The following is a 24,113-nucleotide window of genomic DNA, read 5'->3' on the forward strand; positions in this document are numbered from 1 at the left end:
GGCCTCACCGGGTCCGCTTCTCCTCCGCGGCGTTGCTCGGGCCGTGGCCCTGGTCCACGGTGACGGGCAGCGCGGGCGCGGCGGCCGTCCGCAGCTGGCGGCCCACCTCCTCGACGTCCCCGGTGGAGGTCGCGAAGCGCAGGATCACGGCGGCGGCCGCGTCGGTCATCTCCTCGAGGCCCTGGACGTCGATGTTGCTCAGGTCGTCGCACTGCGCGTGGTAGCAGAAGTCGTATCCGACGCCGGCGCGGCCGCCGAACAGCGCGGCCTGCTCCGCCGTCTTGATGCCCTCGGCGCCGGTGAACAGGCCGCCGGCGGGCACGCCCTCCGCGATGAAGGGCCCGTAGTCGCTGCGGCCGCTGAACTCGGTCTCGCCCGAGGCCAGGCCCACGGAGCCGAAGTGCGCGTGGAAGGCCGCCTCGATCGCGGCGGAGCCTTCGGGCGCCTCGGCGGAGACCTCCGGGCCGAACGCGGAGCCGTCGCCGTCGTAGACGAAGCGCCCGTAGTTCGGGGAGCCGATCATGTCGAAGTTCAGGTACAGCGCGACGGCCGCCAGCGCGGCGGGGTCGTTGGCCTTGAGATCGGCCACGTAGTGCCGGGAGCCGAGCAGGCCGAACTCCTCCGCGCCCCACCAGGCGAAGCGCAGCCGGTTCTCGGTCACCGTCCCGGCGAGCGCTTCGGCCACGGCCAGGATCGCCGCGGAGCCGGAGCCGTTGTCGTTGATCCCCGCGCCCTCGGGCACGCTGTCCAGGTGGGCGCCGACCATGACCGTGCGCTCGGGGTCGCCCGTGCCGGTCTCGACCAGGACGTTGGAGGTCTCCCGCTGCTCCGAGACGGCGTCGACGGTGACGGTGACCTCGTCCACCCCGAGCAGGGCACGGCCGGCCGCGTGGCTGAGGCCGACCACGGGGACGGTCACCGCGCCCGGCGCGCCGAGGGTGCCGGCGACCACGCCCTCCTCCCCGGGCAGGCCCGTGTTGAAGATCAGCACGGCCGAGGCCCCGGCGGCCTGCGCGGCGGCGGCCTTGTCCGCGAAGGAGCAGCCGCCCCGCTGCAGCAGGGCCACGCCGCCCTCGGGGAAGCCGGCGAAGTCCTCGGCGGCGCACCCGCTGGTGCCGGCGCCCGGCTCGCCGGTGGTGTCCACCGCCTGCACCGGTGCCGTCACGGCGCCGGAGCCGGAGTAGGTCATGACGGCGACGTCCTCCGCGGCGAGCTGGGTGCCGCCCGCGCCGACCGTGGCGGGCCGGACCTCCCGGAAGAACGGGAACGAGAAGTCCTGCACCTGCGGGGCGTAGCCGGCGGCCCGCAGCCGGCCCAGCACGTAGTCCATGCTGCCCCGGTAGCCGGGGGTGCCCGAGGCGCGGTTGCCGTCGTTGGCGTGGGCGACGGCCTGGAACACCTCGAGGTGGCGCATGACCTGTCCCGGCGGGACGGAGAGCGGGCTCATCGTGACCGCCCCGGCGCGGGCGGCCGCACGGCGGCGGCCTCGGTCCGGTGCTGGGTGCGGTGGTGCATGGTGCCTCCCGGGGCAGAGGCCGATCGGGGGCTCGACCGTGGCGGCGGCTCCACCGTGACGGCTGGAGCGTGGTGCGGATGGAGCGATGTGCACAGAGTCCCAGGTCGAGGTGCCCGGGACAAGGTTCCCGGCCATGTTGAGAAACGGGACGGCCCCGCCGGGACGCGCGGTGCGTCCCGGCGGGGCCGGTCGTCGGGTCCGGTGCCGGTCAGGCGGCCGCCTTGTCGTGACCGTGACCGTGGCCGTGACCGTGGCCGTGCTCGGAGTGCGGGCCGTGGCCGCGGTCGTTGCCCTTCGGGTGGCCGACGGCGCCCTTGCCCTTCTGCTTGTAGGGCTCGCCCTCGCCGTTGACGTCGTGGGTGGACATCGCGTAGCGCAGGACCACGGCCGCCGCGGCGTCGGACATCTCCTCCATGCCCTGGAGGTTGACGTTGGTGATGTCGTCGCACACGGAGTGGTAGCAGGAGTCGTAGGCGACACCGGCCTGTCCGCCGAACAGCTCGGCCTGCTCCTCGGTCTTCACGCCCTCGGCGCCCGTGAAGAGGCCGCCGGACGGGACGCCGGCCTCGATGAAGGGCCGTAGTCGCTGCGGCCGCTGAACTCGGTGTCGCCGGAGGCCAGTCCCACCGAGGCGAAGTACTCGTGGAACGCCGCCTCGATCGCGCCGGAGCCCTCGGGGACGTTGGTGTCACCGGGGTCGAACGTGGAGGCGTTGCCGTCGTAGACGAAGCGCCCGTAGTTCGGGGAGCCGATCATGTCGAAGTTGAGGTACAGCGCGATGTCCTCGAACGCCTCGGGGTCGTTCTCCCGCAGATCGGTCACGTAGTGCTCGGCGCCCAGCAGGCCGAGCTCCTCCGCGCCCCACCAGGCGAAGCGCACGTTGTTCTCGGTCTTGGTCTTGGCGATCGCCTCGGCGATGGCGAGGATGCCCGCCGAGCCGGTGCCGTTGTCGCTGATGCCCGCGCCCTCGAGCACGCTGTCCAGGTGGGCGCCCACCATGACCGTGTTCTCGGGGTCGCCCGTGCCGGTCTCGGCGAGGACGTTTGTAGGTGGTGCGGGTCGCCGAGACGGTGTCCGTGCTGACCGTGACCTCCTGGGCGTCCAGCAGGTCCACGCCGGCCTGGTAGCTGAGTCCGACGGTCGGCAGGGTGGTGGCCTCCGGGGAGCCCAGGGTGCCGGCCACGGTGTCCTGGGCGTTCGGCAGGCCCGTGTTGAAGATCAGCACGGCGGAGGCGCCCGCCGCCTCCGCGTTGGCGGCCTTGACCGCGAAGGCGCAGCTGCCGCGCTGCAGGAGGGCCACGCTGCCGGCCTGGAAGTCGGCGAAGTCCTCGGCCTCGCACCCGCTGGTGCTGCCCACGCGCTCCCCGGTGGTGTCCACGGCCTGCAGCGGGGCGGTGACGGTGCCCGTGCCGGAGTAGGTCATCACCGCGACGTCCTCCGCGGCGAGCTGCGTGCCGTCCGCGCTGACCGTGGCGGGGCTGACCTCCTGGAAGTACGGGAAGGTGAACTCCTGGACCTCCGGGGTGTAGCCGGCGGCCTGCAGCCGCTCGACCACGTAGTCGACGCTGGCCCGGTAGCCGGAGGTGCCCGAGGCGCGGTTGCCGTCGTTGGCCTCCGCGATGGACTGGAAGGCGGTCAGGTGCTCCGTGAGCTTCTGCTGGGAGACCGCCTGGGTGATCTTGTGGGTGGTGTTGTTGTTGCTGTTGTCGCGGGAGGGGGCCGCGACGGCGCTGGTGGCCGTGAGCGTCAGGGCGCCGGCCAGAGCGGCCGACGTGATCCAGGAGCTGGGCGTGCGAACGGGCATGGAACCTCCAGGTGAGCGGCGGCCGGGAGGTGACCCGGCCGTGACGCGGTTCACAGTCATCGGGGGATGACACGGATTTGCACATGTTCACAGCTGGGTTACTCGTGCGTCAACGACTTTTGTCCACAAATGGGCCCACAGGTTCGTCGGTTTGGACTCACCGGTGCGCGCGGTGGCGGCGCCGCACGGCGACGGCCACCCCGGCAACCGCCGCGACGACCGCACCCCAGACCACGAGACCCGTGAGCACCGGACTGAGCTCCTCGAGCGCGCTGCGGCGGGGCCAACCGTCCGGGGGACGGAGGGTCGCTCCGTCGTCGATCTCGGACGACGCGAAGCCCAGGACGACCGCGGCCGTGGCGTCGCTCATCTCCTCCAGGACCTGGAGGTCGACGTTGCCCAGGTCGTCACAGGCGTCGTGGTAGCAGGGGTCGTAGTCCGTGCCGGCCCGGCCGCCGTACAGATCCACCTGCTGCCGCGTCTTCTCGCCCGAGTCGCCGGTGAAGAGCCCGCCCACGGGGATGCCGGCCTCGGCGAACACGAGGTGGTCGCTGCCGTCGTCGATCGGCACCTCCTCCGCGGCCAACCCCACGGACTCGAAGTAGCTCTCGAACGCCACCTCGATGGCGTCCGATCCGGCCGGGGCCTCGGGCGAGCCGTCGTGCCATCCGCCCCAGGACGAGTCGCCGTCGTAGAGGAAGCGCCCATAGTTCGGGGAGCCGATCATGTCGAGGTTCAGGTACAGCGCGATGTCGTCGAACGCCGCGAGGTCGTTGGCCCGGAGGTCGGAAACGTAGTGCTCGGAGCCGTTGAGGTTGATCTCCTCCGCGCCCCACCAGGCGAAGCGCACCCTGTTCTGCGTCTCGGTGCCGGCCAGGGCCTCGGCGATGGCGAGGACGCCGGCGGCACCGGAGCCGTTGTCGTTGAGACCCGGGCTCTCCGGCACGCTGTCCAGGTGCGCGCCGACCACCACGGTGCTGTCCGGGTCGCCCGTGGCGGTGTCCGCGAGGACGTTGTAGGTGACACGGGGGCCCGCGGCCGTGTCCTCGCCGTCGTCATCGTGGTCGTGGTCGTGGTCGTGGTTATCGTCGTACGGGACGGTGAACACCTGCACCCGGGGGTCGTAGCCGGCGGCGCGCAGTCGTTCGACGACGTGGTCGACGCTCTCCCGGTAGCCGGCGGTGCCGGTGGCGCGGTCGCCGCCGTGGGCGTCCGCGGCGTCCTGGAAGGCCCGCAGGTGGCTCTCCAGCTGCTCGGCGGTGACGGCCCGGGTGATCTCCTCGGTCGAGGCGGCGCCGTCGGGCCCTGCCGGAAGGGCCCCGGCCGGGGCACCGGCCGTGAGCGAGAGGAGCACCCCCAGCACGGCCGGGAGGAGTCCCCTGCTGGACGCTCGTCGACGCACGGCCCCTCCCCCGCGACATGGCGCCGTGCCTGCCCGGATCGGCCGTCCCCCTGACGTCCTCCCGTGAACCGACGGTGCTGTGCGCTCAGGCAAGCACGTGCGGGACCTCCGGTCAATGCTTTCGGGAAGGCGATGTTCCCCAGTGCAACACGGCCGCACGGACTCGATTTCCCACGCGCGGGACGGGATGGCTATGATGGAGCAGTTGTTTCCGGCCGAGGCCGGACGCTTCACGGGATGTGGCGCAGCTTGGTAGCGCGCGTCGTTCGGGACGACGAGGTCGCAGGTTCAAATCCTGTCATCCCGACCATGTGATGTCCCAGGACATCGGCAAGGCCCGAACCCACGGATGTGGGTTCGGGCCTTTTGTCATGCCGGCGGAAGGTCTCGGGACATCGCCCGGCCCCGGACCGGCTCGGGCGGGGTCGTCCGTGTCCCGGTGCCCGCGCCGACCGGACCAGGCGGCGCCCTCAGCTCAGCCGGCCGCCGGAGCGCTCGAGGTAGCAGGCCGCGCACAGCGACTCGTAGGAGACGGCCGCGCCGTCGATGGCCACCTGGTCGCCCTCGAAGATGAACTGCCCGCCGACGCGCCGGGCGTTGAACATCGCCTTGGACCCGCATCGGCAGATCGTGCGCAGCTCCTCCACCGTGTGCGCCACGGCCAGCAGGCGGGCCGCGCCCGGGAAGGCCTCGGTGCGGAAGTCCGTGCGCAGGCCGTAGGCGAGCACCGGGACGCCGTCGAGCACGGCGATGCGCAGCAGGTCGTCCACCTGTGCCGGCGTCAGGAACTGCGCCTCGTCCACCAGCAGGCAGTGCACGGCCCCGTGCTCGTCTACGGCGGCGTGGAACTGCTCGCGCACCGGGTCCTCCGGGTCCAGCAGGAGGTCGACGGTGCGCGACTCCCCCAGCCGCGAGACCACGGTCCCAGCGCCCTTGGAGTCGACCGCCGGCTTGGCCACCAGGACGGTCTGGTCCCGCTCCTCGTAGTTGTGGGCGGCCTGGATCAGCACCGTGGACTTGCCGGAGTTCATCGCGCCGTGGCGGAAGTAGAGCTTGGCCATCAGGCGATGCGGCCGTGCGGTAGCGAGGACATGAGGGCATTCACGAGGGGTGTCTCCTGGAGGCGTGCTGCAGGTCCGAGGCGGGGGCGCTCGAACGGTTCCAGGACACTGTACGTCCGCGGAACCCGGCCCCGGGCGCAGGCGGACCGCTCCGCACCACCCAGGGGTCGACGCCCAGGCCCCTTGTTGTCCCCGGAAGAAGCGACGCTCCCCACCGACCATGTCGCAAATGCATGGATTAGGCTCCGAGTCGACGAGCGCGCCCACCGGCCGCGCGGGGACCGGCTGATCCTCGCTCCCCGCGGCCGACGGGGCACCGTCCTCGTCGCGGGCGCCTTGGGAGCGTCCGGCCACGTCCGCTTGCTCCGGGGGAGTCCACATGAATCTCAAGATCGACCGCGTCCTCGACGACGCCGGCTTCGGTGTGCTCGGCGCCGTCCTGCAGCTGTTCACGGAGTGGTCCTTGTGGCTGGGCATCGGCCTGGCCGTCGGGGCCGTCGTCACGTCCGCGATGACCCGGAAGGTGCCGTGGACGCGGGAGGCCGCCGTGTGGCTGTGCTCCATGGCGGCCACGGCGTGCTTCGCCGTGCACTGGGCGTCCGGCGCCGCCTGAGCGAGGAAGACGACGGCAGAGCCCCGACGCATACAGGGCGCCGGGGCCCAACCCCTGCAAAAGGTGTCCTTACGGGTCCGTGGACGCATTCATCGTTGGCCGAACGGGCACGCCACGCGGGAGTCGAGTGAGCCGTCGGCGGCTCCACGACACCGCGTTGCTACCGCTCCCACTCATTGCCAGCCTGGGTATGGCCGCCAACAAGGCCACCGGGACGATGGACACCAAGACAGGGGATGCGATGAGCATTGCAGGAGCCACCAACCACGGCAGATGGAAGCGAGCTGCCAGGAACACCAGAGCAATCGCAACAGAGCATCGAAACGCGAAGAGCGCTATTCCGTCCTTCGTGCCCTCCCGGTTCGACATCAAGAACTCGAACCAGGCCTTCCACTCTTGCGGGTGCACCACATAACCGACCGCGACGATGGCCAATGTCAGCGCTGCACCGATGACGAAGTTTCGCCACTGTCTTCGTCCGACAAACCACAGCAGGCCAACACCCAAGGTGACTTTGGTGAGAATCGGAAAAGCCCATACGCCGGGCCAGCGCATCCCCAAGACCGCAGCCACCGCGAGGAGCAGATAGATGTTGTTCACCAGGATCTCGGGCAGACAGTAAATGAATAGGGGAACTGCCCAAGGCCAGCGCAGGGGCCACACAAGCCACGCCGCCAACAGCAGGAGCAAAACCGTCCATACCGCCAAGAACCATGGCCATGGAAACCACGACAAGGGCTTCATCAGCCATAGGAACGCAGGTGAGTACAGGTAAGCATCCAATGTTCCCGCAGGCCTGCTGTAAGAAAGTTCCCCTTGGGCAGCCAACCAATATGCGTGAGAATCCTGACCATAGGTCGCAGGATACGTGAATACTGTATAAATGACTTTCCCCACGACCAGCGCAGCCATAATCCAAGCCAACATCAGTGCCATTCGCATAAAAAGAGGAAATTGCTTGGAAAATTGGACCCCTGAAGTCGTCGGCCAGTCCTGCTTTTTCGAAGTCCTTGGAGGCATCATGATTCTGTTCCATCGGGAATCAGCTTCGGAAGTAACCATGACTCCACCTACTCTTTGATTCCGGCAAGCATCAGTGCAGGAACTTGAAGAAGATCGTTTCGTTCCCGTCCTTGAGCTCCCGGTCCGCCAGATCCCACCCGGAGCGGGTCAGCTGTTCCACCAGGTCTTCGGTGAGCGCCGTGTCCGCGCCGGCCCGCCGCAGCTCCTCGTCGAGGGCACGGGCGAGCATGTCCCGCTCGAGGGGCCCGTCCGGGCCGGTGAGCTCGGGCACGGACAGGTCGTCCAACAGGCACACGCCCTCGCAGGTGAGCTCGACCACGAGGCTGGCTTCGAGCCTGCTGGAGGTGGTCGTGGTGGTGGACGTCGTGGTCCGCTCCGTGATCTTCTCCGAGAACTCCCCTGCGCCCGCCGGTGCAGGAAGCTGCACCAACGCCTGGGTCGGAGCCTGTGCCGGGGCCTGCACCGGAGCCGCCACGGGGGCGGGAGCCGCGACGGCACCGGCCCCCTGGGCCGATCCGCCGCCTCCCCCGGCAGCGGGCGTTCCGGAGGTGCTCCCGGCGACAGCGGGCCGGCCGCCGCTGTCGCCGGCAGGAGCGGCGGACGGGGCCTCCGCGTCCGGGGCGGGCCGTGAGGTGGGCTGCGGCTCCGGCGTGGCGGACGGGGTCGCCGTGGACAGCGGCGGGAGCGGCTCGTAGGTGTGCGCGGACCGTGCCTCGGCCGCGGCGCTGCCGCAGCCGGTGAGCGCCGCGAGCGCGAGCGCGGCCAGGGCGAGGATGCGGGTCTGCTGGGTCATCGGGTTCTCCAGGAGCGAGAAGGGTGCAACGGCGGTCAGGAAGTCTGGTGCGGAACGGCGGACCGGCGGCGGCGCAGCGCCCACGAGCCGAGGCCGGCGCCCACGGCCACCACGCCGAGGAGCACCGTGGTGGACCTCCGTGATGCGCCGGCGGACTGCACGGCTCCGGTGCCGGTGTTCGCCGTGACGGCGTCGGCGTACACGGAGCCGTAGCCCGAGCCGTAGCCGCCGCCGTAGCCCGCGCCGTAGTCGTAGCCGGCAGCGCTGTCGACAACGGAGCCGGCGGATCCGGAGACGGTCGTGGTGGTCTCCGTGACCGTCTCGGTGTGCGTGCTCGTCGACTCCTCGAACAGCGCGAACGCGTCCACGGTCGCGTTCATGCGCTGCCCGGCCTCCGGGGCGACGACCACGACTGGGACGTCCCGCTCGGGCGCGGCGCCGTTCTCAGTCACGGGCTCCGGCCGGACCGCTCCGTCGCCGGACGGCTCCGGCCGCGGGTCGTCGTCGCGGTCGACGGCGTCCGGCTCCTCGGCGGCGCCGTTGTCACCGGCGACCGGGTCGTCGCCGGGGATCGGTCCCGCGCCGCCGGCGTCGGCCTGCTCCTCGTTCCCTGCGGGCGCGCCGGCGCCCGGTGCGGGGAGCTCGACGATCGTGAACGCGGCGCTCGCGGACCAGGTCAGTGCGCGGTCATGGCCGGCGATGAGCAGGTCACGGTAGCGTTCGTCGGCGAGGACGGTGAGCTCGGTGGAGGGAGTTGTGGCGGTCACGGTCGCGGTGAGCTTCCCCCCGGTGGTGCCTGCGGGCACGGCGAGGTCGAGCACCTGCTCCTGCTCCCCGTCCGTGACGGTCAGCTCACGGGCTCCGTCGGCGAAGGTCACCGGTCCGGAGAGGGCCACGGTCACGGTGTCGCGGACCTCCGGCAGCCGGACGAGCAGGCGCTCCGGACTGCCGTCGGAAGCGTGGTCCACGGAGATCGCATAGCTCCTATGCGTCTCGAGCACGGGCACGGTGCGGCGGGCGTCCTCGACCAGGACAGCCGCGCGGTCGATGTGCGACTGCTCGAGGCCCGACAGGTCAGGATCGGGCGCCTCGACCGAGGCCAGGGAGCGCACGGCCCAGTGGACGGCCAGCGCCTCGTGCAGGTCCGCGGTGGCTCCGTAGACGGAGAGGATGTACCCGGCCAACGCGGCGTTGTCCGGCTCCCAGTAGACGGGGGTGTCGCCGACCTTCTCACCGACGACCTGTGTCGCGCCTCCGGCGGGGTCGTCGAACGGCTGGGCCACGGCGTAGTGCTCGTCGTCGAGGACGTCCTCCCCCGTCGGGGCCAGGGGCTGGTCCTCGTGGATGCCGTAGGCGGTGTCCCCGTTGCTCAGCGTGACGGGGGTGAAGTAGTGCTCCGGCCCGATGGTGGGCGTGCCCTCGGGGACCGGCACCGCGGTGCCGGCGATCCCCACGGGGGCGGCGACGGCCGGCAGCGCGGTCAGCAGCGGACCGGCGAACGCGGTGGTGCCGGCGAGCACCGCGACGGCGAGCATCCGCGGGCGGCGGGCGGACGGGGTGGAGGGCATGGCTGTCTCCTGGCGAGGGGGGATCATGACGGATCGGCGAGGGGACCACCGTCGTTTACCAATGTAATTGCATGGGGTGTCGGTGTCCCGTGGAAGACGCCGTGCGACGGGCGGTGTACCCGCAAGAGCGGACAGTGTCACGTCGCGCACCGCGTCATGGGACGGGCGCCGTCTGCGGGTCGAGGGCGAGGTCCACCACCAGGTTGTTGGTGTAGGACCACGTGGGTGAGCCGTCGGGCCGGACGTAGTCCCCCGAGCAGGTGATCAGGGACAGCCCGGGCTCGCCGGTGAGCTCGAAGACGTCCTGCGGCAGCGCGCTCCGCGGACTCGGCTCCCGCACGGCGACCACCGTGTAGGAGTGCACGGCCCCCGCGCCGTCGGAGACCCACAGCTTCTGCCCCGGTTGCGCGGTGTACAGGGTGCCCAGGGCTGGAGCGTCCGCGGGATGGTCCACGTGGCCGGCCAGCACCGCGTTGCCCTGCGTGGCGCCGATCGGGGCCGACTCCTCGTACCAGCCGATCGCCGCCCGGTCCGCGTGGGTCGGGACGGTCATGGCCCCGGCGCCGTCCGTGCCGACGGTCTCGAGGGCCGCGTCCACGCCGATCGACGGGGAGCACACCCGCGCCCGGGCCAGCAGATCGCCGCAGGTCTCCGGCCCGGTGACACCGGCGCCGGCTCCCGGGTCACCGGTCTCCCGGGCCTCGTCCGCCGAGAGTGAGGCGGCGGCCAGCGGACTGGGCGCGCTGACCGAGGAGGGGTCCGCGTGCTGGACGTCCCCGCCGACGACGACGGACCCGCCCAGGTGCTGCTGCACCAACAGGCCGGCCGCGGCGAGGGAGACGAGGGCGAGGAGGACCGAGAGGAGGGAACGTCTCCTCGTCGTCGTGGCGTCTGCGGTCTTCAGCATCCCGGTCACATCTGCAGGACGTTGAGCACGGTGGGCCCCAGCACGGTCAGGAAGAGGACCGGCAGGATGAACAGCATCAGGGGAATGAGGATCTTGGTCGGGATCTTCTGCGCGGCCTCCTCGGCCCGCTGGCGTCGCTTCACCCGCATCTCGTTGGCCTGGGTCCGCAGCACCGTGGAGATGGAGATGCCGTAGGCGTCGGCCTGGATCACGGCGCGGGTGAACTGCCGCAGGTCGGGCACGTCGGTGCGCTGCTCGAGCGCCAGGTAGGCGTCGCGGCGGGGAATGCCCACGCGCATCTCCTGGAGCGTGCGCACGAGCTCCTCCGCGAGCGGGCCCTTGCCGTTGTGCCCGGCTCGCGCCATCGCCGACTCGAAGCCGAGGCCGGCCTCCACGGCGATCATCATCTGGTCGAGGGTGTCGGCGAGCTCGAGGCCGATCGCCTTCTGCCGCTCGATGCCGCGGGAGTAGAGCAGCAGCTCCGGCAGGAAGTAGCCCACCGGGACCATGACCACGGTGATCAGCAGGATCATGCCGTTGCCGCTCGTGACCGCCAGGAGCAGCAGGTCCACGAGCAGGGCAGCGCCAAGGGCGTACACCTTGCAGGCGAGGAGCCGCGGGACCGGCCACTCCGCCGGCCGGCCGGCCTTGGAGTAGAGGGTCTCGAGCCGCTCCTGGCCGTTGCCGGTCGTGAAGCGGCGCGCCCAGCCGAAGTCCGGCGCGTCGCGCTGTGTTCCGGAGTCGACGGTGTCGAAGCCGGCCCGCAGATTCAGCCGGACCAGCCGGTCCCCGCCCCAGCGCACGCCCACGGCGAGCCAGATGGCCAGGGCCGCGGCCCCGGCGAGGAGCAGCAGGCCGAGAAAGAGGGGAGTCATGGGGCGTCCTTCGAATAAACGGGGGTGCTCAGAAGGTGATCTTGACGATCCGCGACATCCAGAAGCCGCCGATGGCGAACATCAGCAGTGCGACGAAGATCATCGCGTAGCCGAGGATGCCGCTCGTGACGAACTGGGAGATGTAGTCCGGGGAGATCAGGGACAGCACCCCGGCGATCAGCACGGGCAGCGCCATGAGGATGTAGGCGGACATCTTCCCCTCCGCCGAGAGGGTCTTGACCTGGCGCCGGATCTGGTTGCGCTCGCGGATGGTGCCTGCCACGCGGTCCAGGACCTCGGCGAGGTCACCGCCGACCTCGCGATGGATGCCGATCGCTTGGGCGACCCAGGAGAAGTCCTCGGACCCCATGCGTTTGGCGGCCTGGGCCATGGAGTCGTCGAGGTCCATGCCGAGGCGGGTCTCGTTGACGATCCGCGTCAGCTCCTCAGAGGTGGGTGCCTCCGACTCCTTCGCCACCGCGTCGATGGCCCGCAGCAGCGAGTGGCCGGCCCGCAGGGAACCGGAGAAGAGCTGCAGGGTGTTGTCGAGCTGATCGGCGAAGATCCGCTTGCGCCGGTTCGTGAGGAAGCCAACGGCCATCTTGGCCAGGAGCGGAGCCGCGAGAAGGAACAGCAGTCCGAGCAGCAGTCCCCCGGCCAGGGTGCCGACGGCGGCGGCGACGACCATCCCGACGACCACCAGGACGAGGAAGTCTGCCGGGGAGGACTTGATCCCGGCGTTCTCCAGCGCCGCGGCGACCTTGCGGGTCCATCCCTTGCGCTCCAGGAACTCCGCGACCGCTTCGGTGGTCACGCCCGAGAGCCGGGACAGCTGCGAGGCCTCCAGCTCTCGAGGCCCACGTGGGGGCCGGCGCCGGTCCATCGGCAGCCGCGGGGTGCGGGAGCGGAACACCACGAACAGCCCGAGCAGTCCGGCGAGGACGAGCAGCCCGACGCCGGCCAGCAGCGGTGCCATCAGCGCCGCCCGGGGTCGAAGACGGAGGGGTGCAGCTTGATGCCGTAGTCCTCGAACTTGTCCACGAATCGCGGCCGCACGCCGGTGGAGCGGGTCGTGCCGCGGAAGCGGCCGGTGCGCGGGTCCACGCCGGCGTCCCAGTCGAAGAGGAAGGCGTCCTGCAGGGTCACGGTCTCGCCCTCCATGCCTTGGATCTCGGTGATGTGGGTGACCCGGCGGGTGCCGTCGCGCAGGCGTGAGAGCTGGACGACCACGTGGATGGCCGAGGCGATCTGCTCCCGGATCGCCCGCTGGGGCAGGTCCATGCCGGCCATCATCACGAGGGTCTCCAGCCGCGAGATGGTGTCCCGCGGGGAGTTGGCGTGGATCGTCGAGATCGACCCGTCGTGGCCGGTGTTCATGGCCTGCAGCATGTCCAGCGCCTCGCCGCCGCGGCACTCCCCCACCACGATCCGGTCGGGACGCATGCGCAGGGAGTTCTTGAGCAGGTCGCGGATGGTGATCTCGCCGCGGCCCTCGATGTTGGCCGGCCGGGACTCGAGCTGGACCACGTGCTCCTGCTGCAGCTGCAGCTCGACGGCGTCCTCGATGGTCACGATGCGCTCGCCGTGCGGGATGAACGAGGACATCACGTTGAGCATCGTGGTCTTGCCGGTGCCGGTGCCGCCGGCCACGAGAATGTTGAGGTGCGCCTCGACGCAGGCCCGGAGCAGATCGGCCATCTGCGGGGAGACCGACCCGAAGCGGATGAGGTCCTCGATGGTCAGCGGGTCCTTGGCGAACTTGCGGATCGTCAGGGACGAACCCTTCACCGCCAGCGGAGGGATGACCGCGTTAACGCGGGAGCCGTCGGGCAGGCGCGCGTCGACCAGCGGCGAGGACTCGTCGATGCGCCGGCCCACCTGGGTGACGATCTTCTCGATGACGTGGCGCAGGTCCTGCTCGGAGGCGAAGGTCGACTCGGACAGGGTCACCTTGCCCTTCTGCTCGATGAAGATCTGGTCCGGCCCGTTGACCATGATCTCGGTGACGGAATCGTCGTCGAGCAGCTCCTGCAGCGGGCCGTAGCCGAGCACGTCGTCGCTCACGGAGCGGATCAGGCGGATCCGCTCCTCGGAGGACATCGGCACCTGCTCCTCGGCGACGATGCGCGTGAGCTCCTTGGTGGCGAAGTCCCTGAGCTGGACGTCGCTGAGGCTCGAGTCGGACTGTCGGGAGCCGATGCGGTCCAGCAGTTCCTGCTTGACCCGGTGCTTCAGCCCGGCCAGCGCGTCGAACTTCCCGGTCTGCATCCGCGGGGCCGGCTCGGTCGGCACCTCCGACGCTTCTGCAGCCGAGGAGGGGAGCACGAGTGAGCTCAGGGCCGGCGCGCTGCTCACCGCCGGAGGGAAGTCCTCGGCCGTCGACGTGACGGTCTCCGCCTCGAGCCGATCATCGGAACCGTCCTGATTCCCTGCTGCCCCGGCAGGAGGAGCCGGATGCGCAGGGGGCGGGGGAAGGGTCTCGCCGCGAGCGGCGGCCAGGCGTTCAGCGAGCCTCATGAGCGAACCAGAGCCTTCCGTGACAGGCCCCGCCGTGGAGCGGAGCGGTCGGGAGCGAAGGAGTCGACGAGGGCCTGCAGCTGCCGGGCGGCCTTGTCCTTGGGTGCGTGCAGCAGCAGGGGCTCGCCGCGGTTGGTGGCGTAGGCGGCCATGCGGGAGCGCGGGACCACGTGGTCGACCGAGGCGCGGATCGTGGCCTCGACGTCCTGCACGGACAGTCCGGTGTTGCGGTCGGCGGCATTGACCACGACCTGCGCACGGGGCGGCACGAGGTCGATCTCCCCGAGCAGGTCCATCTGCTTGCGCAGCCCGCGCACCCCGGGAACGTCCATGCCGGTGAGGAAGACGACGTCGGTGGCCGCCTCCAGTGCCGCGAGGGCGTGCTCGCCCATGCCGGGGGCGGTGTCCACGACGACGTACTGGAACTGGCCGGAGAGCTGTTCGAGAAGGTGCGCCACCTGGGCGCCGCCCACGAGCTCCCCCTCGGCGGGGTTGGCCGGGGTGCACAGGGCGTAGATCGAGGCGGGGTGGACGGTGAGGAAGGTCTTGAGCACCAGGGCGTCGTCGACGGACGGGCCGCTGACGGCCTCGGTGAGCGAGTGCTCGGGGGCCAGTCGCAGGGCGGCGGCCACGTCCCCGAACTGGACGTCCAGGTCCACGATCACCGTGCTCATGGGCGCGATCCGGCCCAGCCCCACGGCCAGGTTGGTGGCCACCGTGGTCTTGCCGACCCCGCCCTTGGGCGAGGTCACGACGATGGTGCGCGAGTCGTCGCGGCGGCCCGACGGCACGGGGGGCAGGCTCCCGGTGGCCGGCCCCCCGGAGGGCAGCACGCGGCGGCGGGACTCGGCGGCGTCCAGGACGCGGGACAGCGTGCCGAGGATGCCGTCGGGGTCGGCGTCGAGGTCGAGCACGTCGCGGAAGCCGGCGCGCATCGCCGCCACGGCCAGGGACATGTCTCCCGGCACCACCAGGACGAGGGCGACCTCGGGGCGCTGGATGTCGAAGACGCCGCCCAGGCGCATGGCCTCGTAGAGGTCCACGCCGGGGCCGATGACGACCACCGAGGGGAGCTCGCCGACGGAGCGACCGAGCAGCTCGTCCGGGGTGGACGGCAGTGCGGTGCCGAGGACGGTCTGCACCTCGCCGGGCAGCCGGCCCTGGACGGCCTGGCGGAAACGGGCGTCGTAGGCGGGATCGCCGGTGACGAGCAACAGGCGGCTCATGAGAAGTCCTCCCGCGTGGCGCCGTTGGCGTTCTCCTCGGCGTCCTCGGGCTCGAGGGAGAGCCAGATTCGGCCGAACTCGGAGGCGTAGACGATCTTCTCGGCGGTGTCCGCGTTGACGGCGAAGGTGACGAGCATCGTGCCCTCCGGAACGGCCGGGGCTCCGGAACCGGTGGTCTCCGCGCCGCTCTCGCCCGCTGCGGGCGCCGCTGAGGAGGGCGCGCCCTGCACCGAGGTGACGAGGACCTTGTCAAGGTCCTTGGCGGTCCGGGACTGGCGGCTGTCGTCACCCTCGAAGGAGACGAAGAAACCGACGCGGTCACCGGCCGCGAGCTGGCCGCCGACCACGCGGGGAGCGTCCAGCTGGACGGTCACCTCCTGCAGCCCCTCCGGCACAGGAACGGTGCCGGGAGCCTCGAGAGCCTGCGGGTCGACCAGGCGGGAGTCGAGCAACTGCTCTCCCGGCTGCAGGTCGACGCCGGCGACCTTGCCGCTCTGGCCATCGAGGGAGGACAGCGCCCCGTCCGGCACGACGGCGGCGGGCACCGTGTGCACGGCGATGGACTCGCCGAAATCCTTGACGGGCGTGCCCTCGGGAATCGGTGCGGTGACGAGGTAGACCTCGCGCGGTTCCTGGTCGTTCAAGGCGCGGGCGTCAGCGGCGCCGACGTAGGTGGTGACGAGGACCAGGCCGGCGACAGCCAGGACGGCCATCACGAAGCCGGCGAGAATTCGGGTCTTCACGGAAGTGTCATCCTCACGGGTGAGCGGTGCACGAGTGGCGGTGAGCTAGGAAGGCGGCTGGGCGAGGAGAGCCGGTGTGCTCCCTCTGGTCGGCAGTTCATGTCATTCCCGGAGGTCGACGACGGACACACCGAAGGAGGACGGCGGGCCGATGGTGAAGCCTTCGTCGAAGGAAGTGAACCGGACGAACCGTCCATAGATGCCGTCGCAGCTGCCGTTGCAGAACTGCGTGACCTTCTGGGGTTCCCAGCTGACGTTGCCGGTGAAGGTGTAGCCCTCGATGTGGAAGGCGGCCCAGCCGCTGATGTCGTAGTAGCCGTTCTTGCCCTGACCGACCTCGTCGTCGTAGACGGGGATGAGGATCGTGCGGTTCTCCAGCTGTTTCGCAAGCGTGGCGTTGCAGTCCTGGGGCAGGCTCGTACCGGTGGACTGGATCTGACTGCCCACGCTGACCTGTTGCGAGCAGGACCCGTCGTTGTCGTCGCCGATCCAGCCGAAGCCGCCCGGCGGATTGAGGTCGCCGTCAGAGTTGTACTTCGAGCACAACGTCCCGCCCTTGGCGCCGAGGGTCAACGCTTGAGGCTTCCCAGAGAGGTCGAACTCGCACTCCGCGAACGCGACCGGCCAGATGGCGATGCCGCTGAGCGGCGCGCCCCATGCGGCCGAGGCGGTGGCCGACACCGTCTTCCGCTTGTCGCCGCCGAGGATGGGCGCGAAGTTGAGAGCCAGTGACCCGGCACCACTCTTGTCGCGCGTCGTGACGGTGGTTCTCACGGTGTTTCCCTCGAACACGGGCGTAGCAGCAGCCGCTTTACCGTCACCCGCGTTCTGGTCGGCCATGGCCTGAGCGATCGGTGCGGCAAGGGACGGATTGCAGTTGAGACCTTGCCCGCAGTCACGGGCGATGGCGAGGGCCGCGGCATCGGCCCCGGACTGAAGCTCGGCGCGTTCGGCGTAGAGCAACCCGACGTCGACGGCCAAGGCCACGAACCCGAGGAGCACGACGAGGGTGAAAGCTGTGACAACGGCAACGGCTCCGCGTTCGCCGGCCTCGCGGTGGCCGGCGACGGTGCGCCGGAGATGAATGATCAGCCGCCGCATCGCTGGGCCGCCCTTCCGATGAGGTCCTTGTTCTTCACAACACCGGTGTAGGAGTCGAACTTGTACGTCACCGTCACGCTCACGGTAGCTCCGGGACTGCAGGCAAGCGGATCGCGGGTCACGGTCACGAGGGGCTGCTTGAGCGTAGGCGAGGCCTTGCGTGCCGCGTCCTCGGCCTTGATCCAGTTGCCGGTGATGGACATGGTCCGCGCTGCTTCACGCGCGGCGTGAGTGGCGGAGATCTGGGTATTGAAGTAGTGCCCGAACTCGATGACACCCAGCAGCAGGGTCAGAAGAATCGGCACGACGAGGGCGAACTCCACGGCGGCTGCACCGCGCTCCGAGCGCCACAAGCTCATGGTCCAGCCTTTCGTCTGCAGTGGGATTAATGCCTTTGAGCAATTGAAGGCAAGTATCCCGCTGTGGCACGAAGCGCCGCGATACCCCGGTACGGGATGGCGCGGCGCTTCGAGACAGTATTTAGATCAGCTGGTCGGCGGGACGAGCTTGGTAGCAACGTTGTCGAACATGGTCTTGAGGTCCGTACCGATAAGGGTCACGCCTGCAATGATGAGCACCGAAATCAGTCCGACGATCAGGCCGTACTCGACGGCGGTGGCGCCCTTCTCCTCGCGGGTCAGGCGGTCCACGATGGAGTTCTTGGCGTCGGCGACGTACTGCAGGGTGACGAGAATGGGCAGCATGATGAGTCCTCAGGGTAAGAGAGAAAAAGGGGGTGATCGGAGAACGAGCCCTTGGCATTCGCGTCTTGCGGGATCTGTCTGCCGCTTGCCTACCGACCTGTAGAAAAGATAGCGGTAGCGATCGCAAAGACACAAGCATTCGAATGCATGCAGTTTGGGGGACGTCAAACAGCGACGTAATGCCTAGTGGGGAACTACATGCACGTGCATGGAGATGCGCGGCGGCCCGCTTGTCCCCCGAACCGCGTCAGTACAGCCCCGGCAGCAAGTACTCCCGGGCCACCCGCTCCCCCACCACCACGGCCAGCAGAGCGCCGGCCAGCATCGACGGGCCGAACGGGACGTCGCTGCGCAGGCCACCGCGGCGGGACGCCAGCACGGCCAGTCCCACCACCGCACCGATTACCGACGCCAGGACGGCGCCGACGAACAGCGCGCCCCAGCCCTGGAAGCCGAGGAACAGGCCGAGCACGGCGGCGAGCTTGACGTCGCCCATGCCGAGACCGGCCGGCGAGATCAGCGCCAACACGAGATACAAGACGAAGAGCACGAGAGCACCGAGCACGGCCCGCAGCAGGGCACCCCTGTCGCTCTGGCCTGCAGCTGCGCCGGCGAGGAGCACGAAACCGGCGCCCAACGCGGGCAGGACCACGGCGTTGGGCAAAAGGTGGTGCCGCAGGTCGATCACGGTGAGCACTACGGCGACCGCGGCGAAGAACAGGTACGCCGGCAGCTCCCACGAGAGGCCGAGGACCGTGGCCACCAGGACGAACAGGACCGCCGTGGCGGTGGCGAGCACCGGCCGGGACGGAGTCGGCAGCGGCTCATCCTCGACGGGGCTGCAGCGGACGACCACCTGGGGCAGGAACGCTCCGAGCATCGCCCCGGCCAGGCCGGAGCCAAGCAGGAGCCACAGAGGCGCTGCGTTCACGGCGGTCTGCACGGATCGGCCCCTCGGCATCGTGGGCGCTTCGGCGGTCGCCCGGTGGACTGCTGTCCCCACATGCGGGGTGCTGTACGGCTCAGACCCTAACCGAGCACCGGTCTTTTCCGGTGTCGACGCAGGTCACCCGGCATTTCCAGGAAAGCGAATGTCGATATGCAGGAAACGCCGCAGCACGCATTCCCCGAAACCGCGAGCTCCGAAAAGCTCAGTGACAAGGGTCGCCGATGACAATCAGTGATCTGCGCATTTCCCGGTTCAGCACGAGAGCACGATGTCGAGCGCCGTCTGCAGCCCGTGCTCCCGCCGGATTCCCTGCCCCACCCGCTCGGCGGTGGTCGCGCAGGTCAGCGCCTCGGCGATCGCCGCCGTGAGCCGCTCCGTGGTGAGCCGCTTCCGGGGAACGGGCGCCGGCGCGAGCCCGAGCCGGTGCAGCTGCCGGCCCCAGAACGGCTGGTCGGCGAGGAAGGGAACGACCACGTGCGGCACGCCGGCCCGGGCCACGGTGTGCACGGTCCCCGCCCCGCCGTGGTGCACGGCGAGCGCCGCGCCGGGCAGCACCGCGTCCAGCGGCACGGACCGGACGACGTGCACGTCATCTCCGCGCAGTGCGTCGGGCAGGGCGAGGCCGCCCCACCCCGTGAGCAGCAGCGTCCGCAGGCCGTGGGCGCGGGCGGCCTCCACCACGGCCCTCCCCCGGGCCAGCGGGTCGCCGACCGCCATGGACCCGAAGCCGGCCACCAGGTACGCACCGCCCCGCAAGAACCGGAGCACCTCGGGGCCGGGCTGCGGGGCGCCGGCGTCGTCGTGCCACGCGCCCGTGAGGTGGGTCGTGGCGGGCCAGTCGGCGGGACGCGGCAGCAGCTGCGGGCTGATCGGCACCAGCGACGCCGCCGGCGCCGAGACAGCAGCGTCCGAGGAAAAGCCGGGCAGCTGCGCACACGCCCGCTCGATGTCACGGCGGAACATCCGCCCGGCGCCGCGGGTGGCCGCGTAGGTGAACCGGTTGAACGGCCCGAGGTCGCGGTTGACCACCCCGGGGGCCGGGAACTCCCGGGTGGGGGTGAGGACGGGCACGGTCTCCACCACCACGTGCGGGACACCGAGCGCGTCGGCGACCGCCGGGGCGGTGAGGACCTTGGGGTGGTGCACCACCACGTCGGGCCGGAAGGCCAGGGTCTCGCGGACGGCGGCGGCGAGCATCCGGCGCATGCCGGGGCCCACCTCGGTGCGGTAGTGGCGCACGGCCGTCCACGGCGAGGCGCCCTGCGTGCCGATCAGCCGTTGGAAGTCGACCTCCAGGCTCACCGTGTCGAGCCCGGACAGATCGGCTCCCGGGTTCTCGGGTGCGGCCAGCCGGACCTCGTGCCCCTGCGCGGCCGCGCGGCGGGCCAGCGCGGCGAAGGGCTCCACGTCCCCGCGGGAGCCCGCGGTCAGCAGCATCAACCTCATGGTGCCTCCTCTCCTCGTGCGCACAGCCTAGATCCGCGTTCTCCCGAGCACGACGACGCCGGGGCGGTGCCGCGCGAGCGCCGGTCGAGCGGCCCGTTAGCGCGTCCGGGGCGGTTCCTAGCATTAGGAGTGTCGGAGGTCACACCGGTCGGTGCGGGTCTCCGGCGCATCCATCCATCGGTTCTGCGAAGGACGATCGTCATGAGCACGCACACGAATCCCTGGCCCGCCGGCACGCCCTGCTGGGTGGACCTCATGGCCTCCGACCTGGAGCGCACCCAGGCCTTCTACCGCGACGTCCTCGGCTGGACGTACTCCGAGTCCCAGCCCGAGTACGGCGGCTACTGCAACGCCCTGCTCAACGGCAGCGGCGGCGCCAGCGGCGACGGCGACCCCGTGGCCGGGCTCTCCCCCACCATGGAGGGCATGGAGGACGCCCCGCACGTGTGGTCGGTGTACCTCGCCACCGACGACATCGCGGCCCACGCCGCGAAGGCCACGGACGCCGGGGCCACCCAGGTCTACGAGCCCATGGAGGTCGGCCCCTTCGGATTCATGGGGATGTGGGTCGATCCCACGGGCTCCACCTTCGGGATGTGGCAGGCCAAGGAGCACACCGGCTTCCGCCGGGTCGACGAGCCCGGCACCACGGCCTGGTGCGACCTCATGACCGGCGACCCCGCCGCCGCCCGGGACTTCTACGCGGGCGTGTTCGGCTACGAGTACCAGGACATCGGCGACGACTCCATGCCCTACGCCATGTTCAGCGTCCCGGGTGGAGAGCGGCCCGCCGGCGGGATCGGCGGCCCGGACCCCACCACGGACGGCGCCCAGCACGGATGGGGCGTGGCGTTCCAGGTCGAGGACGTCGACGCCGCCGCGGAGCGCGTCCGCCGCGCCGGGGGCTCGATCACCGCGGAGCCGTCCGACTTCGAGTACGGGCGGATGGCCGTGGCGACCGGCCCGGACGGTGAGACCTTCGTGATCATGACGCCGTCCGAGTCGATGTAGCGGACGGGACTGCACCGCGCCCGGTTCCTGAGCCCGGCGCAGGAGCAGCGCCCGGCTCAGGAACTGGGCGCGGTGCAGCTCTCCTCGGGCCCCCAGCGAAGCCAGTCGGGCAGGTCGGCGGTGAAGGCCTCGCGCACGGCGGCGGTGTTGGTGGTCGTCCAGTCCACGGGCCCGTCGATCTCCACCTCGTGCTTGTTCCACTCGAACCAGCTGATCAGCTTCAGCTGCGGGAAGTCCTGCGGGATCGACGGGTCGAAGACCTGCCCCCACCAAGCCTGCTTGATCGCCAGCTCGTCGGCGCCGCCCTCGGCCGGGTTGTACAGCGCGGCGGTCTCCGGGATGGCCACGGGCTTGCCGCGCCGTTCCCCGTACTCGGCGTAGAAGTCGGGCACGGCGCGGTCGTCGCCGCCGGCGCCGCCGTAGGTGCCGGTGAGCTGGGCAGCGAACTTCCCGGGCTCGGGGAGCTCGTTCTCACCCCAGGGTGGGCGTCGCCCCAGTGGTACAGGGACATCCCCACCCAGTCCACGGCGTCGTCGCCGGGATAGTACGGGGCGTACGGATCGTCGGCCATGGTGAGCTCGCCGTTGCCGTCGGTGTCCAGGGCGGCGAAGTCGGCGGTGCCGGGCTCGGCCTCGTACTGCCCGCCGGCGAACGGGTACCCGCCCCCGTAGTTGGGAGCCCACATCATCGCCGAACCGGGGGCATGCTCGTGCACCGCCTCGGCCACCCGCCGGTAGGCCTCCACGTAGGCGGCCGGCTGCTGGCCCCAGGCGTACCAGGAGCCGTTCATCTCGTGGGCGAAGCGCACGATGACCGGCACCCCGGAGTCGTTGATCGCGGCGAGGTCGGCCGTCAGCTCCTGCACGGCGTCGTCGGTCACCTCGTCGAGCCCACCCTCGGGCTCGAGGGTCAGCAGCAGCATCTGGCCGTCGGCGCGGACCTGGTCGGCTGCCATCCGCAGGTAGTCGTGCCCGCGCTCGTCGTAGGGGAAGCCCGTGAAGGACACGGAGACCGCGGGCCGGTGGCCCAGCCGGTCGGCGTAGTCGGCCAGTGGCTTGTCCTCCCAGTCCAGGTTCACGCCGTAGAGGGCCCCGGACCCGGGGGCCAGCTCGGAGCGGTCCAGGACCGTGCAGACCGGCGGGGCCGCCTGGGCCTCCTGCTCGGCGCGGGCGGAGAGCTGCGTGGCGATGGTGCCGCCGCCGAGCGCCAGGGCACCCACGACGACCACGGCGACTAGCGTGGATTCCTTCACGCCGCCAGCTTAGGCACTTCTCCATCGCAAATCATGGAACCGGCCCGAGAACGACACACCGAGCGGGAGGACCGGTCGAGCCCTGTTCCGGTCAGCCGAGCCGCACCACGTCCAGCCGCCGGGGCCCGTGCACGCCCTCGACCCGCTCGAGCTCGATGTCCGAGGTCGCCGACGGCCCGGAGATCATCGTGACCGGAGCGGTCGGCTCGACCCGGGCCAGCGCCTCCGGGACCAGCTCGACCACCGTGTCCAGCGTCACCACGCAGATGTGGTGGTCCGGGACCAGGCTGATCGCCCGCCGGCCCTCGTCGGCGCGGCCGGTCAGGAAGATCGTGCCGGTCTCCGCGCAGGACACCGTGGAGGAGGTGATCACGGCGTCCACCGCGTTGAGCTCGCGCACCCCCAGGGCCGAGGCGGCCCGGGCGTCGTTGGGGTCCACGATCGCCCGCCGCATGCCGGTCTCCTCCGGCAGCCACGACCGGTCCAGGCCCTCGGGCACCACGTAGCGGGAGGACGCGCCCAGCAGCGCGGCGATCCGGCCCGGCAGGGACCCGGGCGTCTCCCGGTGCACGGTGGCCTTGTAGTCGACGAGCCGGTCCTCGAGCATGTCCACGACCTCCGCGCGCGCCCGGCCGGAGGCCCGCCGGTAGGTGCGCTCGACTCCCGGGACCGCCGGGGCGTCGCCCAGCGCGCCGCGGATGCGGGCCAGGATCTCGGTCTTCGCGTCGGTGCTCATGCGGTCCCCTCCTCGTCGGCGGCGGCGCCCTGAACCCCGTCCTGCCGCAGCCGCTGCTTGGTCTCGTCCCCGTGCTTGGCCCACCAGTTGCGGAAGGACTCCTTCGGCGGGGCGGGGATGTCCCGCTGTTCGGTCCAGCCGCTCACCACGCCGGGCAGCCAGGAGATGGCCCGGTCCCGCCCGGCCACGGCCCGCCCCAGCGGCAGGCCCTTCTCGGCCAGCGCCATCCGCGTGCCGGAGGACATCACGAAGGACGCCCCCTTCATCATCAGGTCCATCTGGGACGGGACCTGCGGCCCGCGCCGGGACGGCGCCCCGGCATCGGCGGCGCCGTCGTCGGGCCGTTCGCCGTGGCGGGTGCGCACGTCCTCGTCGCGCAGGTGCACGAGGATCTCGGGGATGTTGATCTTCACCGGGCAGACGTCGTAGCAGGCCCCGCACAGCGAGGACGCGTAGGGCAGCGAGGCGTTCTCCGCGGAGGTGATGCCGGTGAGCTGCGGGGAGAGGATCGCACCGATCGGCCCCGGGTACGTGGAGCCGTAGGCGTGGCCGCCGGTCTGCTCGTAGACGGGACAGACGTTCAGGCACGCCGAGCAGCGGATGCAGTGCAGCGCCGAGCGTCCCTGGGGATCGGAGAGCACCGCGGAGCGGCCGTTGTCGAGCAGCACCACGTGCACGTCCTGCGGCCCGTCCCCGGGCGTGACGCCGGTCCACAGGGAGGTGTAGGGGTTCATCCGCTCGCCGGTGGAGGAGCGCGGGAGCAGCTGCAGGAAGACCTCGAGGTCCTGGAAGGTGGGCACGATCTTCTCGATGCCCATCACGGTGATCAGGGTCTCGGGCAGGGTCAGGCACATCCGGCCGTTGCC

At 70.8% G+C, this 24,113-nt stretch carries 22 protein-coding genes, 1 tRNA gene and 2 pseudogenes; 3 read left to right on the plus strand and 22 right to left on the minus strand.

Annotated features, from left to right (window positions below; all coding sequences use genetic code 11):
* Positions 1-4 precede the first annotated feature (4 nt).
* The 4 genes and pseudogenes from BJF77_RS14950 to BJF77_RS14960 form a co-directional block, all read right to left on the minus strand.
* Complete coding sequence (locus tag BJF77_RS14950) at positions 5-1,447, minus strand: M28 family peptidase (protein WP_075872643.1); 1,443 nt, start codon at positions 1,445-1,447, stop codon at positions 5-7.
* Between the two features lie 277 nt (positions 1,448-1,724).
* A pseudogene (locus BJF77_RS22815) lies at positions 1,725-2,515 on the minus strand (M20/M25/M40 family metallo-hydrolase).
* 169 nt (positions 2,516-2,684) lie between these two features.
* A pseudogene (locus BJF77_RS22820) lies at positions 2,685-3,380 on the minus strand (PA domain-containing protein); the annotation flags it as partial.
* 97 nt (positions 3,381-3,477) lie between these two features.
* Positions 3,478-4,683: a M28 family peptidase gene (locus BJF77_RS14960; RefSeq protein WP_075872644.1), complete on the minus strand. Its 1,206-nt coding sequence runs from the start codon at positions 4,681-4,683 to the stop codon at positions 3,478-3,480.
* Between the two features lie 272 nt (positions 4,684-4,955).
* Here BJF77_RS14960 and BJF77_RS14965 point away from each other — a divergent pair.
* Positions 4,956-5,032 (plus strand) — tRNA-Pro (locus BJF77_RS14965).
* 160 nt (positions 5,033-5,192) lie between these two features.
* On the opposite strand, the gene BJF77_RS14970 is transcribed toward BJF77_RS14965, so the two are convergent.
* Positions 5,193-5,783, minus strand: coding sequence for a thymidine kinase (locus BJF77_RS14970; protein WP_075872645.1), 591 nt, complete (start codon positions 5,781-5,783; stop codon positions 5,193-5,195).
* A 379-nt stretch (positions 5,784-6,162) separates the two neighbouring features.
* Here BJF77_RS14970 and BJF77_RS14975 point away from each other — a divergent pair, with 379 nt between their 5' ends.
* The gene (locus BJF77_RS14975) at positions 6,163-6,396 is read left to right on the plus strand and encodes a hypothetical protein (protein ID WP_075872646.1); all 234 of its coding nucleotides are present in this window, start codon (positions 6,163-6,165) and stop codon (positions 6,394-6,396) included.
* A gap of 69 nt (positions 6,397-6,465) precedes the next feature.
* On the opposite strand, the gene BJF77_RS14980 is transcribed toward BJF77_RS14975, so the two are convergent.
* The 14 genes from BJF77_RS14980 to BJF77_RS15045 all read right to left on the minus strand — a co-directional run bounded on the left by BJF77_RS14980 (position 6,466) and on the right by BJF77_RS15045 (position 20,248).
* Positions 6,466-7,458 (minus strand): glycosyltransferase family 87 protein, encoded by a 993-nt coding sequence (locus BJF77_RS14980; protein ID WP_083665192.1) that lies wholly within the window; start codon positions 7,456-7,458, stop codon positions 6,466-6,468.
* A 31-nt stretch (positions 7,459-7,489) separates the two neighbouring features.
* Positions 7,490-8,212 carry a hypothetical protein gene (locus BJF77_RS20620; RefSeq protein WP_075872648.1) on the minus strand — a complete coding sequence of 241 codons (723 nt, stop codon included), beginning with the start codon at positions 8,210-8,212 and terminating at the stop codon, positions 7,490-7,492.
* A 35-nt stretch (positions 8,213-8,247) separates the two neighbouring features.
* Positions 8,248-9,780, minus strand: a complete 1,533-nt coding sequence (locus BJF77_RS14990; protein ID WP_075872649.1) for a hypothetical protein — start codon at positions 9,778-9,780, stop codon at positions 8,248-8,250.
* Between the two features lie 154 nt (positions 9,781-9,934).
* A complete protein-coding gene (locus tag BJF77_RS14995; RefSeq protein WP_139318599.1) occupies positions 9,935-10,687 on the minus strand; it encodes a class F sortase in 753 nt (250 codons plus the stop codon).
* Between the two features lie 5 nt (positions 10,688-10,692).
* Complete coding sequence (locus BJF77_RS15000; RefSeq protein ID WP_075872651.1) at positions 10,693-11,562, minus strand: type II secretion system F family protein; 870 nt, start codon at positions 11,560-11,562, stop codon at positions 10,693-10,695.
* Positions 11,563-11,590: 28 nt separating this feature from the next.
* Complete coding sequence (locus BJF77_RS15005; RefSeq protein WP_075872652.1) at positions 11,591-12,538, minus strand: type II secretion system F family protein; 948 nt, start codon at positions 12,536-12,538, stop codon at positions 11,591-11,593.
* The gene (locus BJF77_RS15010; protein WP_075872653.1) at positions 12,538-14,079 is read right to left on the minus strand and encodes a CpaF family protein; all 1,542 of its coding nucleotides are present in this window, start codon (positions 14,077-14,079) and stop codon (positions 12,538-12,540) included. Before BJF77_RS15010 ends, BJF77_RS15005 begins: the two co-directional genes overlap by 1 nt.
* Positions 14,076-15,305, minus strand: a complete 1,230-nt coding sequence (locus tag BJF77_RS15015) for an AAA family ATPase (RefSeq protein WP_075872654.1) — start codon at positions 15,303-15,305, stop codon at positions 14,076-14,078. Before BJF77_RS15015 ends, BJF77_RS15010 begins: the two co-directional genes overlap by 4 nt.
* The gene (gene cpaB, locus BJF77_RS15020) at positions 15,302-16,048 is read right to left on the minus strand and encodes a Flp pilus assembly protein CpaB (RefSeq protein ID WP_255396293.1); all 747 of its coding nucleotides are present in this window, start codon (positions 16,046-16,048) and stop codon (positions 15,302-15,304) included. The genes BJF77_RS15015 and cpaB overlap by 4 nt, the downstream gene beginning before the upstream one ends.
* Positions 16,049-16,150: 102 nt before the next feature.
* Complete coding sequence (locus BJF77_RS15025; protein ID WP_075872655.1) at positions 16,151-17,149, minus strand: pilus assembly protein TadG-related protein; 999 nt, start codon at positions 17,147-17,149, stop codon at positions 16,151-16,153.
* Complete coding sequence (locus tag BJF77_RS15030; RefSeq protein WP_075872656.1) at positions 17,137-17,508, minus strand: TadE/TadG family type IV pilus assembly protein; 372 nt, start codon at positions 17,506-17,508, stop codon at positions 17,137-17,139. The genes BJF77_RS15025 and BJF77_RS15030 overlap by 13 nt, the downstream gene beginning before the upstream one ends.
* Positions 17,509-17,634: 126 nt before the next feature.
* Positions 17,635-17,853, minus strand: coding sequence for a Flp family type IVb pilin (locus tag BJF77_RS15035; RefSeq protein WP_075872657.1), 219 nt, complete (start codon positions 17,851-17,853; stop codon positions 17,635-17,637).
* Between the two features lie 247 nt (positions 17,854-18,100).
* Positions 18,101-18,784 (minus strand): A24 family peptidase, encoded by a 684-nt coding sequence (locus BJF77_RS15040; RefSeq protein ID WP_255396294.1) that lies wholly within the window; start codon positions 18,782-18,784, stop codon positions 18,101-18,103.
* A 270-nt stretch (positions 18,785-19,054) separates the two neighbouring features.
* Positions 19,055-20,248, minus strand: a complete 1,194-nt coding sequence (locus BJF77_RS15045) for a glycosyltransferase (protein WP_075872659.1) — start codon at positions 20,246-20,248, stop codon at positions 19,055-19,057.
* 201 nt (positions 20,249-20,449) lie between these two features.
* Between BJF77_RS15045 and BJF77_RS15050 the strand changes: the two genes are divergently transcribed.
* Positions 20,450-21,259 (plus strand): VOC family protein, encoded by an 810-nt coding sequence (locus tag BJF77_RS15050; protein WP_075872660.1) that lies wholly within the window; start codon positions 20,450-20,452, stop codon positions 21,257-21,259.
* A 220-nt stretch (positions 21,260-21,479) separates the two neighbouring features.
* On the opposite strand, the gene BJF77_RS15055 is transcribed toward BJF77_RS15050, so the two are convergent.
* The 3 genes from BJF77_RS15055 to BJF77_RS15065 all read right to left on the minus strand — a co-directional run.
* The gene (locus tag BJF77_RS15055) at positions 21,480-22,511 is read right to left on the minus strand and encodes a glycosyl hydrolase (protein WP_369821425.1); all 1,032 of its coding nucleotides are present in this window, start codon (positions 22,509-22,511) and stop codon (positions 21,480-21,482) included.
* 91 nt (positions 22,512-22,602) lie between these two features.
* Entirely contained in the window at positions 22,603-23,247 is a 645-nt protein-coding gene (locus BJF77_RS15060) for an LUD domain-containing protein (RefSeq protein ID WP_075872661.1), read from the minus strand.
* Positions 23,244-24,113, minus strand: an 870-nt coding sequence (locus BJF77_RS15065; RefSeq protein WP_139318601.1) for a 4Fe-4S dicluster domain-containing protein, incomplete at its 5' end; no start/stop codon positions are given. The genes BJF77_RS15060 and BJF77_RS15065, both read right to left, overlap by 4 nt.

It is taken from the genome of Kocuria sp. CNJ-770, from assembly GCF_001942375.1.
Classification (GTDB): Bacteria; Actinomycetota; Actinomycetes; order Actinomycetales; family Micrococcaceae; genus Kocuria; species Kocuria oceani.